Genomic DNA, 18497 nt, shown 5'->3' with positions numbered 1-18497 from the left:
TCCCTCCCACAGAAGAAGCAGGCAAAGGACACATCATGAGTAAGATCCTAGTCATCGCCGAGCACCTCGGCGGCAAGCTGAACTCCTCCACCGCGCGCGCTGTGAGCGCCGCCATCGCCGTGAAGGGTGAGGCGATCGACGTGCTGGTGCTATCGGACGCACCCGATGCGATCGCCGCCGAAGCCGCAAAGATCGACGGCGTGAGCCGTGTGCTCACCGTCGCCAAGCCTGAGAACGCGCACCCGCTGGCCGCCGTGCTGGCACCGCAAATCGCCAAGGTCGCCGCCGGCTACAGCCACGTATTCGTGCCGTCCACCACGTTCGGCAAGGACGTTGCCCCTCGCGTCGCCGCCCTGCTCGGCGTGGCCCAGGTCAGCGACGTGATGAGCGTGGAAGCCGCGCACACCTTCAAGCGTCCGATCTACGCCGGCAACGCGATCATCACGGTCGAGGCTGACGCCAGCCATACGGTGGTCGCCACGATCCGTTCCGCTTCATGGTCAGCTGCTGGTAATGGCAGCCACAGTGCACCGGTCGAGGCACTGAGCATCGACGCGGCCCTCCCAACGCATACCCGCTTCGTAGAACTCAAGCAGGGCAGCAGCGATCGCCCGGACCTGCAGAGCGCCAGCAAGGTCGTCTCCGGCGGCCGTGGCGTCGGCTCGAAAGAGAACTTCGACATCATCTACAAATTCGCGGACAAAATCGGCGCCGCCGTCGGTGCCTCACGCGCTGCCGTCGACGCCGGCTACGTGCCCAGTGAGATGCAGGTCGGCCAGACCGGCAAGATCATCGCCCCCGAGCTGTATATGGCTATCGGCATCTCCGGCGCCATCCAGCACCTCACCGGCATCAAGGATGCCGGCACCATCGTGGCGATCAACAAGGATGGCGAGGCACCGATCTTCGAGATCGCCGATTTTGGGCTAGTCGGCGATCTGTTCAAGATCATTCCGGAGCTCGAACAGGCGCTCTAGATGCCCGTCAAGTCTGATTTGAGAAGCTCTACAGGACGAGGCTCTTCCCCTCGCCATGAAATACACTCAAACCTTCGATGAAGACGATATCGTCCTCAACCGAAATTGAACAAGAACGATCCAGAGCAACTGAGCAATGCAACTTCCCTGCTTCAAAGGTTATGACATTCGCGGTCGTGTTCCCCACGAACTTGACGAGGCACTAGCCCGCAAGATCGGCTTCGCGATGTCGAGCTTGTTTGGATCTGGACCCGTGGTGTTGGGCAGGGATGTCAGGTGTATGGATGATCTGACGTACATTCCGATACATCGACCTCTTTGGCATGTGGCCGAAGCCGTGACCGCGGCACATGCAACGGAAAAGTATGCAACGACACTTGGAACTTGAATTCAGGGAAGCCCGAACGTAAAGACAAAGTATAAGCGTTTTGGCCATCTGAAGATTAGAAGGAATTATCATGAAAACGAGAACTACCTTGGCATTCAACGACTTTTCGAATGCACGGAAACGTCTCCTTCAAATGCACTTCGAAAGTGGCGTCGGGCATATTGGAGGAAATCTGTCGGCGCTTGACGCCATGCTAATTGTCTTCCACGAATATCTTGGTGCGAAGGACAAGTTCATATTATCAAAGGGGCACTCTGCTGGTGCGCTCTACATTGCCCTGTGGAGTGTCGGACGCCTCCAAGATCAGGACCTGAAGTTATTCCACAAAGACAATACGTTGCTGGCGGGCCATCCCCCAGCCAAGGGGATCACGGACATACCTTTCGCCACAGGCAGTTTGGGACATGGCCTGTCGCTAGCCGCGGGCACCGCGCTTGGCTTCAAACTGAAAGACAACGACGCGAAGGTCATCTGCATGACCTCGGACGGGGAATGGCAGGAAGGGGCAACGTGGGAGGCCCTCATATTTGCCAGCCACCATCAATTGACAAATCTCACTGTTCTGGTGGATCACAATAATTTCCAAGGATTCGGCTCCACCGCTGACGTTGCCTCAATGTCGCCCCTATGGGACAGGCTCAAAGGGTTCGACGTTGATCTGCAAGTAATCGATGGCCATGATCCCGATGCCATTCGTACCGCGCTTTCAGGTGAGAGGCCGCGTCTCAGGATCATCATGTTGCGTACAGTAAAAGGTCGAGGTGTCAGTTTTATGGAGAACCGCATGGATTCGCATTACCTGCCGCTCACCGAAGACAAGTTTCTCAAAGCCATCAAGGAGATTGATTCGCTATGAGGAAACAACTTTGTGATGCTCTGGTGGCGCGGTCTAAAAACCCCGAAATGGTATTCCTGACGGGTGATCTGGGATTCATGGCACTGGAACCTCTGCAGGCGGTTATGGGATCACGATTCATCAATGCCGGCGTAGCAGAACAGAATATGATCTCGGTAGCTGCTGCGCTTGCGCAACAAGATCTTGAGGTCTGGGTTTACAGTATCGCGCCATTTGTATACGCACGACCTTTCGAACAGATCCGAAACGACATTACCTTTCATAACCTGCCAGTAAAGCTAATTGGCAACGGTGGCGGTTATGGTTACGGAGTGATGGGACCTACGCACCACGCCATCGACGATTACGGCGTACTGCTGACCTTGCCCAACATATCTGTCTATACCCCAGTGTTTGACGAGGATATGGATGCCGTCATTGCACGCGCTGGTTCCTCCAGCCACCCGGTATACATAAGGATGGGGCGAGGCGAGCCGCCAAAGGGTTACGTTGTGCCGACGTATGCACCATGGCGGCAACTGACCCATGGAAATGGTCCGGTGGTGATCGCCGTGGGGCCGCTGGCGGGGACTTATATTGAAGCTTTCGAACGTCTGCTCGTAGAACGCCGCCCCAATCTCTGGGCGGTCTCCGAGCTGCCTATCGAGCAGTCTCCGCTACCAGATGAATTGTTGGCACAGATCGAGGCATCTCCCAGTTTGTGCGTTGCCGAAGAGCACGTACGCTGTGGTGGATTCGGTTCCCAACTACTGCTCCACTTAGCCGATCGGGGCACTGCAGTGCGTCGCTTCCACCATCTCTACGCCCGTGCACACCATTTTGAACGGTACGGCTCACAGACATTTTTGCGACGACAGTCCGCGCTTGATGCCGACAGCATGCTCGTTGCTCTGGAAGGCGCCTAACATGCCGGACATTCAAGCTTATATTCGTGCTCTGCACGGGCCGATCTTGGTCACTGGTGCCGCAGGTTTCGTCGGTGCCAACTTGTTCAAGACTCTCGCGTCCGTCCGTGACGATGTCTACGCAGTTGTGCGCCGCGACAAAGGCTGGCGCCTCACTGAGGTTAAGGACGATCGCGTTATTGCGGTAGACCTCAACGACTATGCTGCAACAAAGAACCTCATTACCAGTGTTAGTCCTCAAACAATATTCGATTGCATGGCTTATGGTGCTTACTCATTCGAGAAAAACGCCAGTCTGATTTATCAGACGAATTTTCAGTCCATCGTCAATCTTGTCGAGCTGCTTGCAGAACAACCTTTTGCAGCCTTTATTCATGCAGGAAGCTCGTCTGAGTATGGTACGAATTGCGCCGCACCCATCGAAGACAGCCCGTGCGAGCCTAACAGCCCCTATGCGGTATCCAAGGTCGCAGTAGCAAGTTATCTACGTTTCATGGGTAAGCAGCGCAGCTTCCCTTGCGTGAATCTCCGTCTGTATTCCGTTTATGGTCAGTTGGAAGACACCTCGCGGTTGTTTCCAAATCTTCTGCGACAGGCGCTTGCAGGAAAGTTGCCCCCATTAGTCGATCCGCGCACATCACGCGACTTCATTCATGTGGATGACGTTTGTGCCGCTTTCATCATGGCCGCAGCAAAGATGCATCCAGGCTTGTACGGCGAAAATTTCAATATTGGCACCGGTACTAAAACCACCATAGCCGAACTCGCTGATACTACCCGACGCGTGTTCGATGTCGCCGCTGAACCCCAGTTCGGCACCATGGAAGGGCGTGCCTGGGACTTGGCAGACTGGTATTCCAATCCACGCAAGGCGACCGAGCAACTTGGCTGGAAACCTCTCGTCAAGTTGGAGGATGGACTGCGCTCCATGGCCAAGTGGATAACGCAATTGACCGATAGCGAATTGGTTGCGGCCTCCAAGAAGAACATCTACACACACAAAGGCAGCGTCTCCGCGATCATCGCCTGCTACAAGGACGGTGAAGCAATCCCCGTCATGCACCGTCGTCTAACCGATACTTTCAAAAAGATCGGAATAGATTATGAGATAATTTTCGTGAATGATGGCAGCCCGGATGACAGCGCGGACGTGATTCGTGGCATTAGTGCCAAAGACCCCTGTGTAATCGGCATTTCCCATTCGCGTAATTTTGGCTCACAGATGGCCTTTCGCAGCGGCATGGAACTCTCCACCAAGGACAGCGTTGTCCTGCTTGACGGCGATCTTCAAGACCCTCCAGAGTTGATCGAATCGTTCTACGCTCAGTGGGAAGAAGGCTACGACGTCATTTATGGTCGTCGTGTCAAACGTGATATGCCTTGGCATTGGGGCATCATGTACAAGTTGTTTTACCGCGTCTTCGCGATGTTTAGCTACGTCAACATACCCCTCGATGCCGGCGATTTTTCGTTAATGGATCGACGTGTAGTTGGTTGGTTGCTCAATTGTCCCGAACGAGACCTTTTCGTACGCGGCCTGCGTGCCTATGTCGGGTTCAAACAAACTGGTGTCGATTACGTTCGACCTGAACGCATGTTTGGCCGTACTACCAACAGCTTCTTCAAGAATATTGATTGGGCAAAGAAGGGCATTTTCTCCTTTAGTAATGTGCCACTCACCATGCTTACAACCGCAGGTGTGATTTCGCTTGCGCTTTCCACATTAGCTGCCATCGTGGTGGCCTTGCTGCGGGTATTCACGCCAGATATTGCTCCGCGCGGTGTCACAACCTTGCTGATCACGATTCTGATGTTCGGCTCGTTCAATCTCTTTGCTATTGGGCTCGTAGGGGAATATGTCGCTAAGATCATGGCAGAGGTCAAGCGAAGGCCGCGTTTGATACGCGCCGCCTTGATCAGGAATGGCGAATCCACTCAGTTGCTCCCAGATGGGAAGGCCGTCTAAATGAATGACAAGAGGCTTGCAGATACGATTGACAGCGAGTTTAGGCGGGAAGGCTTTCAACCCATTTCGGTCAAACCTGCTGCCGATCATCCATATTTGTTCTGGCTGCGCTGTGTTGTTGATCTTCAGCTGGGAACCATTGTAAAGAATCTTCGTCCGGCACTTGCACAGTTGACGGGTAGAGTCCTTGACGTGGGTGCTGGCCAGTCGCCTTGGCGCGCTTGGCTGCCAAGGGCAACCAGCTACCAAGGTCTCGATGTTGGCAACGCCCATGAGTTTGGCATGGATCACGACCGACCGGACATCGTCTATTACGACGGGAAACTGATGCCGTTCGACGACTCCACATTCGATAGCGCGCTCTGCATCGAGGTACTGGAGCACTCGGAAGATCCACAGCTTCTTATCGCTGAAATTGCGCGAGTAATCAAGTCCAAAGGGACGCTGCTTTTGACTGTGCCATGGTCAGCAAGGCTGCACCATCTACCCCATGACTACCATCGATTCGCGCGTGGACGTCTGCAAGCCCTTCTTATGCAAGCCGGTTTCGATAACATCGAGATTCGTGAGCGCGGCAACGACGTCGGGGCAATCGCTAATAAATTGACGGTTCTGACGATAAGGCTGTTTCGACCCGATCGGGCAATACACATGTTGTGGGGATTCCCTCTCGGTCTCATCTGCGCAGTGCTCGCAGCTGCATTTATCGTCGCAGCCCATTGCTCCGACGCGCTAGCAATGGGCTCAAGAGAAGACCCGCTTGGATATTTCGTGCGAGCCACACGGAACCGCGATTTGAACCCTTTTCGCCCCACTCCCTCATGAGCCGAATGGCAGTCTGCGTTGTCACCGGTGGTATTTTTTTGCGTCATGCCGGCAAGCATGAGGCAACGGGGCCTGCGTCCGATTGCCGTCAGAACACGGCAACACAATGGAACCAAGTCCGCCTTAGGTCGTTAATATGTGAGGCGCAACGTTTCACGGTACTCAAGGACTCTCCACCATGATTGAGACCAGATCCTGTCCGGTCTGCCACACTGATTCAGCGATAGCAAAACTGTTTCTTGAAAAAAATATCGATTCGACCAAACTATCCGAGTTCAGTTTTGCGTCGCGCAAGACTCCGGAATTCATGTGTCATCGGCTGGTCCGGTGCCCCGCCTGCGACTTGGTATATGCCAATCAACCACCGGGTGAGAATGAGCTTGCACATGCCTACCACGTAGCCGAATACGATAGTTCGGAAGAAGCTAACGACGCAGCAATGGCCTACATTCGCGCCATTCGGCCAGTGTTGAGCAAGCTTGCTCACCGCCGAAGCGCACTGGAAATCGGAACCGGTACGGGAATCTTCCTCGAGCACCTGTCGCACGAAGGCTTCGCCGGGGTTGTCGGCGTCGAGCCGTCATCGGCCGCGATTGCGGCTGCTCCAGAGCATCGTCGGACATGGATACGCGAAGGCATGTTTGAGGAGAGCTGCTTCGCACCATCATCATTCGATCTGATTTGCTGCTTCATGACAATGGAGCATGTGCGTGATCCCAACGTCATCGCCCAAGCTGCCCTTCGATTGCTACGCCCTGGCGGTGCATTCGTCACAGTGACCCATGACTACCGAGGACTGATCAATCGAATGCTGGGCAAGCTGTCGCCCATTATCGATATCGAGCACCTTCAGCTATTTTCCGAACGCAGTTTGCGGCATCTTTTTGAGAGCGTTGGTTACGCGGACATCATGATCAGTCCGTTCGTCAATACGTATTCACTGCAATACTGGACCCGCCTGTCACCATTGCCCGCGGGTATCAAGAAGCCTCTAGCGGGATTGATGGCGAAGACGGGATTAAATAATGTCAAACTTGGGGTGAATGTCGGCAATCTCATCACTGCCGGCTTCAAAAATGCCTAGCTTGTATCGCCGGTTTGTGACCGCGGTGACCGGCTACGATAGGGCAACCCACTGTGTCAATCTCAATCCGCGCACAAACACATTCCTACGCTTCCTGATCGCAGGAGGCCTCAACACGCTCTTTGGCTTTGCGATCTTTAGCGCCGTGATCGCCGTCGGGGCAGTCGCATGGCTTGCCTTGTTGATCGGTACAGTTGCTGGAACCTTATTCAATTTCTTTACCACGGGTGGTTACGTCTTCCGCGAGTTATCATCTGCCCGCTTCCCCCGCTTCATCTTTTGCTACTTTTTTGTTTACGGTATCAATCTAGTGATGCTTGAGACACTATCAATATGGGTAAGCAACAAGACGCTCTCACAATTCATCCTCACACTCCCAATAGCCGTCTTGTCCTACTTTCTCATGGCCCGGTTCGTTTTTGCGCCAAAGAAGAAACCGGAAGATTGGGCATGAGACAAATCGCATTCCTCGGGGTAATCCCGGGCCCGTTAGTGCATAGTGGCCCCTGTTTCTTTCCCCCCGTTTTTCGCGTCACCAAGCAGTTAGCGCACGAAAGGCCAACAAAAAAATAGCGGCAGGAGTCGGCTTTTGAAAGATTTCCACATGTATGCAAGATACCCGCCGATAAAATCCACATGTGCCGCTGTCATTGGCATCATCTCGGTTGCAATTTCCTTCATTTGGGAAAGACGGCAAGGATTTAGCCTAGCGGACGAAGGTTATCTCTGGTATGGCATTCAGCGTGTTCTGAGCGGTGAAGTCCCGATTCGAGATTTTCAAGCCTACGACCCCGGCCGCTACTACTGGAGTGCGTTCCTGATGTGGCTCTCTGGCACAAATGGAATCGTTGCGGTTCGCGATACCTTGGCGATACTGCAGGGGTTTTCTCTCGCGGTAGTGCTGTGGTGGCTCGCCATAACAGACACTCGACAAAAAAGCGTCGGCGTCGGCGTCGGCTTCATCATCATCGCCGCGCTAGTTCTGGTCGCCTGGATGGGTCCACGTCACAAGCTGTACGACATTTCAATCTCGATCGGCCTGATTTGCGTGCTCGCGAACCTGGTTCGTTGTTCTTCACGAATCAACTATTTTTCTGCTGGTCTATTTACGGGGCTAGCGGCCTACTTTGGTCGGAACCATGGAGTCTATGGTGCCGTCGCTGCCTGTGGTGTCTTTTTCTACTTGTCCATTGGCTGCATCGATTGGCGAAGTTGGCGTCAAGGGATAGCCCTCTACGTGGTCGGCATTATCGTCGGTTACCTGCCGATGCTGGCTACCATGCTTCTTGCTCACGGCTTCACTACTGCATTCATCGGCAGCATCGAATTCATATTCAAGGTCAAGGAAACCAACCTGCCGTTACCAGTGCCGTGGCCATGGCTGGCCTCATTTGGAACAGCTCCGCCAGCTGAGGCACTGCGTGCACTGTTGCTTGGACTGTTCTTTGTGGCCATCGCTTTCTTTGCTTGCTTGTCGATCTGCTATGTACTGTGGGCTCGCAAGAAGGGGCGTGCCATACCGCCATTACTGGTCGCCTGCGCGTTTTGCGCCGTTCCCTACCTGCATTACGCGTATTCGCGGGCGGATATGTCGCACCTCGCGCAGGGCGTGTTCCCGGCGTTGATCGGCACGCTTGCGCTGATCGTGTCGGTTCCATCTAAGCCACGTGTTCTGGCAGCAGGGGCGCTATGTATCGCCAGTTGGTTCACAACCGCGCAAATGCACCCTGGTCTGCAGTGCCTGGAAAGAGGGGCGTGCGTGCGGGTCACTGTTGGTAACGACGCGTTACGTATGGACCAATCGACCGCGCGCAACGTCGAGTTGCTGCGCCAGTTGGCGAACCAATTTGCCCCTGTTGGGCAGAGTTTTTTCGTAGCTCCATTCATGCCTGGCGCATACGCCCTATTCCGGGCGAGATCACCGACATGGGAAATATATACGGCTTGGCCACGCAGTGATGCATTCCAGAGGGAAGAAATTGCACGAATCGCAGCGTCAAAACCTGGATTTATCCTTATCGACGATGACTCGTTGGACGGGCGGGACGCTCTTCGCTACCGCAATACCCACCCGTTGATCTACCAATACATACAAACGAATTGTGAGCGCGTCAGAAATTTTTCTGACGAAACTGTCTATCATATATATCGACCACGGTGAAAGTAGGCTAAGTGCTAGCTCCATTTTTTCTGCTTGCTGAAATTGCGAGCCACCACCAGCTCTACTCCCTAGCGATGGCTCGCAGTGAAAACTCACCCTGTATTTAGCACCTAATTCGGTAGCGATCATCTTGGCTCAAGTGTGCGTCACTCATGGGCAGTTCCATTTTCCATTGAAGCTGCACAGGCTAACGGACTTGCGCTTCTTCAGGTGCTCAGGTGTTGCACGTCGGCATTGAATCCGCCTACGGACTTCGGCGGCCTCCTCCAACGATGTCTCTGAACTGTCGTCATAAGAACTACCAGGTTTACGAAATTGGTATACAGAAAAAGCCGGGTGTCTGCGGCGTTAGCAAATAGGAATAAGCCACCCGCATAGAAAACTCCAGAAACGAAAAGGGCCAAACAACCAATTTCAATGCGACGCTCGCGATACGACAGAAATATCAGTAAAAATACTGCCAAGATGTATATAAACCACGGTCTAAATAAAAACAAATTGGACGCATCTCTAATATAATTTTCTAAATAAGTTCTTATCGAACTTGCGGGCAAATAGTATCCAAATTGATTCGAGTCAACTTGTGGCGATAAGAGTAAAAACTGATCCCCGCGGTTTGCACCAAGCATGTAGGTTGCTACTTGAACTTTATTATTCCAGAAGCATATCGGATGCTCTTTCAGCGCGTTCCACCAGGCTTTATCTATATCCGCAGTCGGCGGAATTTTCTTCAAGACGCTTAACGAATCATTTGAGTGACGAGCATCATAGCCCGCTTTCATATCGCCGAGTGTCAATCCGGGCGCAACGCCTTTAAGGAGGTTCTCATTAGCGCAAATAGAAGCGCCGATAATATCCATCCTTCGCACGACTGGTTCAATGCTTGACACTCCGGCTATCGGTTCAAATCCAGGAAGTGCGTATCTGTCGAGCAGAATCTTGATTCCGAAAATGCACGCAATGGAGGTGATCCCCATAATCATGGTACCGAAAATCTTGCGCTTAAAACCAAGTGCCTGAGTAGTCAACCAAGCGAGATAAAAAGCAAGCGGTACAGTTGCCGTGACAGCATTATGGCGCGCGGCAGTCCCAAAAAATAGCGACGCAAGTGCTAAGGTTGCATATACAATTACTCTGCGTTTTGTTTGAGCCTTCTCGATCTGCAGCATCGTAGCAAACGAGAAGAGGAAAAAAGATGCCATCAGCACATCCTTCCAAATCGCCGCAACCGTTCCGAGCACGACAGGAACCAGCAATATAGCACACAGCGAAAATGCAACAGAACGCGCGCTCCCCACGTAGTGGAAGAGAATTGCGGATGTCGACACGAACAATAACAAGAGTTGCGAAAATAACATCGCGGACGGATGTGAATCTACTTGGTCCACGACGCGCCAAACATAGCTAACCATAGGTGGCCACGCAGAATCAGTAACGCCGTCCCGGGCCCCAATCAGCGCATGAAAAGAGTCATAGGTCATATATCCGGGATAGAAGACCCATGTAATGAATATCGTGATTGCAAGTGGTATAACAAAGACCGCCAATCTGCGTCGTAGCGCAAGGGATAGCCGAGCCCCGAAAAGGCAGTACCCGCCAGCGGCAATTAAAATGACGAATGCAATGTAACTCAATATGTCATATTGAAATGCCAAGCCTGTAAGGTCCATTGCCATGATTGGATCCACGCCATTGGCGTGGATGAATAGCTTCCCTTCCGACATGTCGATACGGTCGATATTCTGTTTTGCGCTCAGCCTTGACTTCACATCCTCAGGCCGCAGCACCGCCTTCGAGAACAAACCCGTGATCTCAATATCTCTCAGCTTCATGCTACCCGCCTGGTCGAATGGATCAATTCTGACCAGACTCGGCACAGGGCTCGGAAGAAGAAAAGCAACGCTGTGAATGCCCCCAGCGTCGTAAGCATGTCGTTCGGTTTTTTCCGCCGTGAACTCGAAATTTTTATTAACAGGGTAGTAAACCTGCAAAAATTCAGTTTGCGCTGCATCGAAAGAGATAACGAGATTTTTCCCCTGAACCATACTCGCGAGCTGCACGATCAACAACGCAGTAATAATCCAAACAAAAAATATTACAATCTGCTTCAACATACTCATTCCATGAAAGCTAGTAAGAATCCCGGCAAAGCCGGGTGGCTTTAGTTATGTGAGCCACTCGAAGCGGCTTGGGTGGGGTCGCTGGTGCGACCCCTCTCATATGGCCACCCTACGGTGACCGGCCTATCTCTGTAGTTGAAGCTGCTCCAGCCGTCGACCCTCTACTTCTTAATAACGGATGTACGCTCGGACCATTTTTTCGTCTCGCCCCACGGTCGAGACGAAATACCCTCGCGTCCAGAAGCTCTGTCCCTCGAAGTTGCGTTTGCGTTCCCAGTACACACGCGCCAGGTAGATCGCGCTCATTCCCTCGATGAAACCCGCGGCCTCCGACACGACGTACTTCGGCGGAATGCGCAGCATCATATGTACGTGATCCGGCATCAAATGGCCTTCCTCGACCTGGCTTTCCCTTGCTCCGCCAACCGGCGAAACACCTCTCACAGATACTTCCGCAGCTAAACGTACAACGTGCGGCGACGACACTTCTGGATGAACACCACATGGCACAGGAACTCCACTGCGTGTGGTCTAAGCTTTGATGATACTCGTCCATCGGAGATTCTCCTTTGTGTGCTTGGCGGCTCACGAGTGGAGCTTCCCGATGGACCCAGTAAACGTCAAACTTCTACTGTCTCCCTGGCAGAACCGAGGGAGGTCTCGATTGGTTTAGGCAGGAATGCAGCGAAAAATATCAATCCCCAGCCAACCGCTACATCTGTCATGTCTCATATAGTGCCGTCACTGAATCTACCGACAATTGTTCGAGGTGTAAAACGCCGCCAAGGTCACGGCAATCACCGCGAATAGTTCAAAATTTAACCTACGGCAGAGCCGAATACACAATCTCACTTGATAACTATGTAACGGTTTCTCGACACGCTAAACTCAAGAAAGTCCGCGGATTGTCATTCAATCGTCAGTGTTTTACCTGTGTCGCAAAAAATATGTATGACCGGAATTCTTGGTCATATATATATGACGTGATATTCCCCCGCCTATACCGGAGCAAGAATCAATGAGAAATTGAAGCCAGCATCACTCAACGTCGGATCCTTGAAAAACTCGCCCACATCTGCGCGGGCAGCACCCGTTGACACTAGGATCGCAAAATTCTTTGCATCTTTCAGCACTAGACTGAACTGTCCCGCAGGATGTTTGGCTTCATCCAGCAACCATCGCTGAAATACTTGTAACTTTCCTTTGGGCAATTTCAGCTGACCCTTCAAGTAGTTTCCATCAACCAAATCAAGCGAACATGTACCGCCCGTTCGCTGCACGGCAGCAAGTACATCCGCGCCAATCGACTGGATCTTGTCTTCGGCTACAACCGATGTCACCTCACGTGCTGTAGCGCTCGCTGAAGCTGCAGTACTCTTCGCTCCAGCCGCAGTCTGTTGATCATTATTTCCACCTCCCCCAAGCGTGAGCATGCCGATCAAGATGAAGGCCACGAATACCTTCATAGTCATGCTTTTCTCCTGAAGTAAATACCAGTGGTGCAAATAATGAATGTGTTTCCAAAGCAATCGGTTTTAATCGAGAAGTGCAGCCATGCTTGGGTAACTTACACTTACATTTGACCCGTGCGCTCGAAGCGAGCACAAAATCATAATCCTGATGTCGTCAATATCTGCAAATCCTTTTCAGCTGCCTGCCGATTTTCAATAGCGTTGGATGGCGGTTGAAGAATGCGTCCAGCCTTCCATAACGCGAGCGCCAATACCCCAATTCGTCATATAGCCCGAACCTGTGCTCGTAGATAACTTCTGCATGCTCAGCGTAGAAGGCGATATTTGAACGAAAGATCTCGGCGTAGGTCTCCACGACGGCCGCTCTACCGTCCTGAAAAGAAGTGGTTCTTGATTTCTGTTGAATGCGGTAATTGAAAAGGTTTTCATCGAGTTGCACGACCTCTCGACCCAAGTGAACGATCTTCACCCAGAACTCGTAGTCCTCGACGCCATGGCGCAGCTTTTCGTTGTAGCCACCCACGGCTACCCAGTCCGCCCTGCGATAAAGAGCAGTCACGAAGATCACGTTGTCGATCACCAGCTCCTGCAGCGAGTAGGTCGGCAGGTTCCACGGCCCCTCCTCCGCCCCGAACTTTCTCGCCTTGCAATAGACAATGCCCACCTCCGGGTGTGCGTTGAGTATGGCCACTGCCTTGGCAACATATTCCGGTTCAATGGTGTCGTCCGCGTCCAGCGGCAGGATGTATTGGCCCGTCGCTATCTCGATTGCGCGGTTGCGTGCGGCGGAGGGCCCTGCGTTGGCTTGGCGAACTATCCGGGTCCGCGGCCACGATGCCTGCTCGATGATCTTCTGCGTGACCGGATCGGTCGAACCGTCGTCGACGATCACGACCTCCAGATCTTGCCAGGTCTGGGCAAGCGCGGATTGCACTGCCTCGGTCAGCAGCTCACCCGCGTTGTAACACGGGATGATGATCGAGACCTGTGGCACGGTCAGGCCCCGTTGCCCGAACGGGTGATCTTGCGGAATGCCTTGAGCATGGTCGGGCCCAGCCCGATCTGCCGGCTCGATCGGGCGAACCGATCGAGGATGCCGTCGGACACCGTCGGCGCCGCCGCATCCGCTTCGGCGATCGCGCGCTCACCGCCTGCGGCCTGCAGGATCTGCACGTCGTCAACTTCGAACGGTGACGGGAACGCCTGCCAGAGCGCGCTATTTCGGTAGGCAATGCGTGCCGCCTTTGCCACCGGGCGGCCGTCTGCGTAGGTGGAATAGCTCCAGGGCAGCTTGCCAAGCTTTTCCTGCCCATGCTGCGCCAGCAGGCCCAGGTACTCCTTGTACAGCGCGACAAACGTGCCCTTGTTGTCATCGGTCAACCACCAGCCGATGGCCTTGTCGATGGTGCCCGAGTCCAGCCCGGAAAAGTGGATGAAGCGCAGCGGATCGCCATTGATCATGTAACGGCCATCTACCTGACGCATGTCGCTGCCGAGCAGCGACCAGGTTGCGAAATCGTAACCGTGATGTTTGAGGATGTACGCGTCGAAGAAACTCGGCACCAGATCGATCCACTTCTGGTCGGTGAAGATGCCACGGCTCTTGTCGTCATAGCAGAAGAGGAACAAGCGCTCCGCCCACCAGTCCAGGAAATCGATCGCATTCTGCGCCCGGCTCACCGCGAGGAAGCCGAGGTTGTAGCTGCCGTGGGCCAGCGAGCTGATCTCCATGTCGATGTTGCCCGGACGCAGCAGGTGCGGGCAGAGCACGATGGACTGATGGTCGAGCAACGCCTCAAGTTCCGTCAGGTCGCTGTAGACGAGCACATCGGGATCCAGATACACGAACTTGGACTCTGCCTGGTATCGCTCCACCAGATGCTGCATGAAACGTGGTTTGACTGCCGTGGAGGCCTCCACGATGGAATGACGGAACATGAAGCTGTCGAAGTTTTCCCAACCCGCATCTTTCGCAAGAATGATCTCGTCAAAATGCGGATACGCTGCGGCCACCTCGGGCACCTGCCTCTCGACCAGACAGAGCACGAAGTATGCATTAGGACAGTGACGCTTCACCGATTCCGCCAGCGCCATCGCCTTGGGCAGGTAGTTGGAACAAATCGAGGTATAGAAGATCACGAGGACACCCTGAGTCAGAATTCTGTTGCGCGGCCCCACACCGGAGCCACCATGATAGCGATGATGTTCAAATGCCGTGCAGGGATCTGAGCCCGCGCGGGTTCAACGGGGGCCGGTCTTGGGGGTGAGGAATCTCGCCAGCGCGCGCATGGGTCTGGTGACCTTCCATGAGCGGGACTGCAGCATTTCTTCGATCGTGGCCGCAAACGAGCGCGCTTCGGCCTGCGAATCCTGTAATTGCTTCGTCACTCGCGCCGATTCGACTTGAGCAATGGACAACTGGGAATGCGTTTGCGCCAACTCCCCCATCACCTGCCGAAGCTCGGCGGAAAGTCCATCACGTTCGAGTGAGATGTGCTGCGCCTTGACGGCCAGTTCGTCGTGACTCGCCTGCAGGGCCGAGCGTATTTGTACGGCCTCTTCCGACCACCGGATTTGCGCATTCAGGTCACTGGCGAGCCGGCTAGCTTCGATGCCTGCGGCGACCTCGTTGGCGCTGAAGCGATGCGCCATCTCGGCCACCGCTTCTATGCCCGGACCGCAGTGCTGCCATTCCACCTCGAATCGAGCTGCACATTCCCGCAACTGATGCCAGCCATCACCGCCGTGCGCAATTCCAGTCAGCGAGGCATAAGCCGTGTCGGCTATCAGTGTCAGCGCACTGGAGGCGCCTTCGGCGACCGGATGCGCATGATGCCGGTCAGCGCTGTCCACGAACTTTGCAAGGGCGTCCTGCACTCCCCCGGTAGGCCGCGAAATCACCACATCGAGTCGTGCCAGCGCGGTGGCGACGGTTGCGGCCGGGTCTGCCAGAAGATCGTCATAAATGACTGCTGTACGTGGCATCGACCGACTGGCAGTTTCCGCTTCAAACACATGTCGCAGCCACAACATTTCGCTGACAGGTGCGGACCAGTGGTTTCGGGCAGCTATCGATGCCGACACCTCACTTGGCTTGCGGGCAGCAAACAAAACCACCGGCCGAATGCCTCGGGCCTGCAATGCCTCGATCCAGAGCGGTAGAAACCTGCATATCCGCGGGTCTTTCACTGCCCATACTGGCGCCGCCACAAATTCCCGCGAAATCAGATCATCAATTTCCGCCAGCGCCGTCCGTGCGGCATCGCTGGCAAGCCATGCGTCCGGTAGTGGCCTAACGTCGTCCCAACGCCGATCCAGCGTCACCAGCAGTCGTTCGTGAATCTCGACAGCGCCCTGATGCTCCCAGTATCCCTTGGGGTTGTCACCGCCGGGGGCGAGCAGATGGTCACCCAGCGATATGCCAAGCACTTTCAACGCACCCGTCAGCGCCGAAGTGCCACTGCGATGCATGCCTGCAACAAGAATGGCGGTGGAGGTACCTGCGTTCATGGGGCAACGGACAACTGCGGCACAACGTCGAGGTCGACAAAGCCGGTGGCAAGCCGATCTGCGGCAGGCATCACCCGAAACATGGCTACGTCAATCTGGCGGTCAATGTATTCCTCGCCTTCGCCAAGCGTCGCGAGCACCCCTGCACTCAGAAAATAGCTGCCGGGTGTCAGCAGGCACCTGAAGCGGAAACGGACATTGAGCATTTTGCCCGCCTCGACTACCGGCACGCCGCCCTGCGGCGTCGAGGTGGCTGCGCCGCCTACTTCGATGCCTGTAATGGAACGGATCATCATTCCGCATCGCACGTTCACCAGTGCACGCTCCAGCCGAACCTTATAGGCATAGACGTAGGTGCCTCCGGGAACCAGCACATTGACCTTATTTCCGTCGAGCGTCTGCAGATGCGGATCCTCGATCACCGCGCCACGATTTTCGTAGACGACCGTGCTCGAAGAAACCATGCCCTCTTCCCAATAGGCCTGGCTTTCCTCTTCCCGTGGCGCGACAGATGGTGAATCCGATGCTGACACCACGCCAGGCTCCGCGTGGCTGGACAACCGCCGGGACGCCCCGGCAGCTTCTGCGGACGATTCGCGAATCTCCTCGCGAATCTGCGCCACCCGGTCGGTCGGCGCGTACAGCAATTTCTGATAACGCGACACCACATACTTGGGCGTACCCTGAGCCAGCAACTCGCCCCGGTCAAGCAGGATCGCGCGGTCGCACAGATCCACGACGGTACTGGCGGAATGAGAGACAAACAGCACTGTTGCGCCCGAATCGCGGATCGCATCAATGCGAGCAAAGCACTTCCGCTGGAAACCTTCATCGCCCACGGACAGTGCCTCGTCTACCACCAGGATCTCCGGGGAGACATTGATGGCGACTGCAAAAGCCAGGCGCACATACATGCCGCTGGAGTAGCTCTTTACGGGCTGATCGATGAAATCCCCGATATCGGCAAACGCAGCAATCTCGTCGAATTTTTCGACGATTTCTGCGTGCTTCAATCCCAGCACGGTGGCATTGAGAAAGACATTCTCGCGCCCGGTGAATTCGGGATTGAAGCCCGCCCCCAGTTCCAGCAACGCGGCGATCCGTCCGTTGACCTGGATCTCGCCGGCACTTGGCGTCAGCGTCCCGCAGATAAGTTGCAACAGCGTCGACTTACCGGAACCGTTGCGTCCCACAATTCCCACGGTCTCGCCGCGAGAGATATTGAGATCGATATTGCGCAAGGCACGAAATTCGCGATACCAGCGATCTTTCGGGCCCGGTGAAATCATCTGAAGCAAGCGGTGATGCGGCTTGCTGTAGATAGGAAAGGCCTTGGACAAACCACGCACTTGAATGGCAGCTTCAGAGGACATCCGCGAATCCTTTCCGGGTGGCCATGAACCACGCACGGCCGAGATACATCACGGTCAGCGCGACCAGCAGGTAGATGCCCAGCCCAGCCCAATCTGGCATGCGATCCCACAGCATGACATTGCGCGCCTGATCGATGATGAAAGTCAGGGGATTGGCTGCATACACCCAGCGATACGATGCAGGCACTGATTCGAGGGGCATCATCGCGGACGAGAGGAAAAGGAGTGCCATCGTCAGTACCCCCGTCACCTGACCAATATCACGCATATAGACACCCGCCGACGCGAGAAACCACGACACCCCCAAGGCCAGGATAATCAGCGGAAGCATGACCAACGGAAGCATGACAATGGTCCAGGAGAACTGGCCGTCCATGAACAACCGAAGTGCGATGAACACGACGACATTCATGAAAGTGTGAAACAACGCTGAAAGCACCATCGGCCACGGCAGAATTTCCAGGGGGAAAATGACCCGCTTCACGAAGTTGGGGTTGCCGATGATCAGTTGCGGCGAGCGATTTATGCACTCGGATAGAAAGCCGTGAACAATCATGCCGGCAAAGAGAATGATCGAATAATGTGCGTGGCCATTGCCGATCTGAGGCCAGCGCCCACCCATGACCGTCCCGAAGGCAAAGGTGTAAACGCATAGCAGGAGGAAGGGGCTGATCAATGACCAGAGCAGGCCGAAACTGGCACCTCGATAGCGCCCAAGCACGTCGCGCTTGGTCAGCTCGAACGTCAGCGACCGGTATTCCCTCAGTGCCGCAACGGGTTTCAATAGCCAACTCATTTGCTCAAATATCCTGTCTGGCGTTTCGAAGACGGCCGGCATGTTTCAGGCATGCCAACCCATG

At 54.5% G+C, this 18497-nt stretch carries 15 protein-coding genes and 2 pseudogenes; 9 read left to right on the top strand and 8 right to left on the bottom strand.

What is annotated here, in order from left to right; translation table 11 throughout:
* The first annotated feature begins 35 nt into the window (after positions 1-35).
* The 9 genes and pseudogenes from EAH75_RS09635 (at position 36) to EAH75_RS09595 (ending at position 9162) form a co-directional block, all read left to right on the top strand.
* The gene (locus tag EAH75_RS09635) at positions 36-977 is read left to right on the top strand and encodes an electron transfer flavoprotein subunit alpha/FixB family protein (protein WP_140805297.1); all 942 of its coding nucleotides are present in this window, start codon (positions 36-38) and stop codon (positions 975-977) included.
* A 136-nt stretch (positions 978-1113) separates the two neighbouring features.
* A pseudogene (locus tag EAH75_RS19930) lies at positions 1114-1254 on the top strand (phosphomannomutase); the annotation flags it as partial.
* Positions 1255-1435: 181 nt separating this feature from the next.
* Entirely contained in the window at positions 1436-2221 is a 786-nt protein-coding gene (locus tag EAH75_RS09625; RefSeq protein ID WP_140805293.1) for a transketolase, read from the top strand.
* Positions 2218-3126 (top strand): transketolase, encoded by a 909-nt coding sequence (locus tag EAH75_RS09620; RefSeq protein WP_140805291.1) that lies wholly within the window; start codon positions 2218-2220, stop codon positions 3124-3126. Before EAH75_RS09625 ends, EAH75_RS09620 begins: the two co-directional genes overlap by 4 nt.
* A 1-nt stretch (position 3127) precedes the next feature.
* A complete protein-coding gene (locus tag EAH75_RS09615; protein WP_140805289.1) occupies positions 3128-5092 on the top strand; it encodes an NAD-dependent epimerase/dehydratase family protein in 1965 nt (654 codons plus the stop codon).
* Positions 5093-5917, top strand: a complete 825-nt coding sequence (locus EAH75_RS09610) for a class I SAM-dependent methyltransferase (protein WP_140805287.1) — start codon at positions 5093-5095, stop codon at positions 5915-5917. It abuts the gene before it with no gap.
* 178 nt (positions 5918-6095) lie between these two features.
* Positions 6096-7001 (top strand): class I SAM-dependent methyltransferase, encoded by a 906-nt coding sequence (locus EAH75_RS09605; RefSeq protein ID WP_140805285.1) that lies wholly within the window; start codon positions 6096-6098, stop codon positions 6999-7001.
* A complete protein-coding gene (locus EAH75_RS09600) occupies positions 6994-7455 on the top strand; it encodes a GtrA family protein (protein WP_161596298.1) in 462 nt (153 codons plus the stop codon). Before EAH75_RS09605 ends, EAH75_RS09600 begins: the two co-directional genes overlap by 8 nt.
* 135 nt (positions 7456-7590) lie before the next feature.
* Complete coding sequence (locus tag EAH75_RS09595; RefSeq protein WP_140805281.1) at positions 7591-9162, top strand: hypothetical protein; 1572 nt, start codon at positions 7591-7593, stop codon at positions 9160-9162.
* Between the two features lie 206 nt (positions 9163-9368).
* Here EAH75_RS09595 and EAH75_RS09590 read toward each other — a convergent pair whose 3' ends face one another.
* The 8 genes and pseudogenes from EAH75_RS09590 to EAH75_RS09555 form a co-directional block, all read right to left on the bottom strand.
* The gene (locus tag EAH75_RS09590) at positions 9369-11276 is read right to left on the bottom strand and encodes a hypothetical protein (RefSeq protein ID WP_140805279.1); all 1908 of its coding nucleotides are present in this window, start codon (positions 11274-11276) and stop codon (positions 9369-9371) included.
* A 174-nt stretch (positions 11277-11450) separates the two neighbouring features.
* Positions 11451-11838 (bottom strand): annotated as a pseudogene (gene tnpA / locus EAH75_RS09585) (IS200/IS605 family transposase).
* A 442-nt stretch (positions 11839-12280) separates the two neighbouring features.
* Positions 12281-12754: a hypothetical protein gene (locus EAH75_RS09580; protein ID WP_140805277.1), complete on the bottom strand. Its 474-nt coding sequence runs from the start codon at positions 12752-12754 to the stop codon at positions 12281-12283.
* 154 nt (positions 12755-12908) lie between these two features.
* Positions 12909-13748: a glycosyltransferase family 2 protein gene (locus EAH75_RS09575; protein ID WP_161596297.1), complete on the bottom strand. Its 840-nt coding sequence runs from the start codon at positions 13746-13748 to the stop codon at positions 12909-12911.
* A gap of 2 nt (positions 13749-13750) precedes the next feature.
* Entirely contained in the window at positions 13751-14893 is a 1143-nt protein-coding gene (locus tag EAH75_RS09570) for a hypothetical protein (protein WP_140805274.1), read from the bottom strand.
* Between the two features lie 102 nt (positions 14894-14995).
* A complete protein-coding gene (locus EAH75_RS09565) occupies positions 14996-16264 on the bottom strand; it encodes a hypothetical protein (protein WP_140805272.1) in 1269 nt (422 codons plus the stop codon).
* Positions 16261-17637 (bottom strand): ABC transporter ATP-binding protein, encoded by a 1377-nt coding sequence (locus tag EAH75_RS09560; RefSeq protein ID WP_140805270.1) that lies wholly within the window; start codon positions 17635-17637, stop codon positions 16261-16263. Before EAH75_RS09560 ends, EAH75_RS09565 begins: the two co-directional genes overlap by 4 nt.
* Positions 17627-18475, bottom strand: a complete 849-nt coding sequence (locus EAH75_RS09555) for an ABC transporter permease (RefSeq protein ID WP_241668925.1) — start codon at positions 18473-18475, stop codon at positions 17627-17629. Before EAH75_RS09555 ends, EAH75_RS09560 begins: the two co-directional genes overlap by 11 nt.
* Positions 18476-18497: the final 22 nt, after the last annotated feature.

It is taken from the genome of Rhodanobacter glycinis (assembly GCF_006438785.1).
GTDB lineage: Bacteria > Pseudomonadota > Gammaproteobacteria > Xanthomonadales > Rhodanobacteraceae > Rhodanobacter > Rhodanobacter glycinis_A.
Note: the sequence above shows the minus strand (reverse complement) of the source record. Positions and strands in the feature narration are given on the sequence as shown.

Coding starts and splice junctions, on each gene's coding strand:
- EAH75_RS09555 (WP_241668925.1), bottom strand. CDS start 18,475: ATGCCGGCCGTCTTCGAAACGCCAGACAGGATATTTGAGCAAATGAGT.
- EAH75_RS09620 (WP_140805291.1), top strand. CDS start 2,218: ATGAGGAAACAACTTTGTGATGCTCTGGTGGCGCGGTCTAAAAACCCC.
- EAH75_RS09635 (WP_140805297.1), top strand. CDS start 36: ATGAGTAAGATCCTAGTCATCGCCGAGCACCTCGGCGGCAAGCTGAAC.
- EAH75_RS09565 (WP_140805272.1), bottom strand. CDS start 16,264: ATGAACGCAGGTACCTCCACCGCCATTCTTGTTGCAGGCATGCATCGC.
- EAH75_RS09560 (WP_140805270.1), bottom strand. CDS start 17,637: ATGTCCTCTGAAGCTGCCATTCAAGTGCGTGGTTTGTCCAAGGCCTTT.
- EAH75_RS09610 (WP_140805287.1), top strand. CDS start 5,093: ATGAATGACAAGAGGCTTGCAGATACGATTGACAGCGAGTTTAGGCGG.
- EAH75_RS09605 (WP_140805285.1), top strand. CDS start 6,096: ATGATTGAGACCAGATCCTGTCCGGTCTGCCACACTGATTCAGCGATA.
- EAH75_RS09590 (WP_140805279.1), bottom strand. CDS start 11,276: ATGTTGAAGCAGATTGTAATATTTTTTGTTTGGATTATTACTGCGTTG.
- EAH75_RS09580 (WP_140805277.1), bottom strand. CDS start 12,754: ATGACTATGAAGGTATTCGTGGCCTTCATCTTGATCGGCATGCTCACG.
- EAH75_RS09615 (WP_140805289.1), top strand. CDS start 3,128: ATGCCGGACATTCAAGCTTATATTCGTGCTCTGCACGGGCCGATCTTG.
- EAH75_RS09600 (WP_161596298.1), top strand. CDS start 6,994: ATGCCTAGCTTGTATCGCCGGTTTGTGACCGCGGTGACCGGCTACGAT.
- EAH75_RS09625 (WP_140805293.1), top strand. CDS start 1,436: ATGAAAACGAGAACTACCTTGGCATTCAACGACTTTTCGAATGCACGG.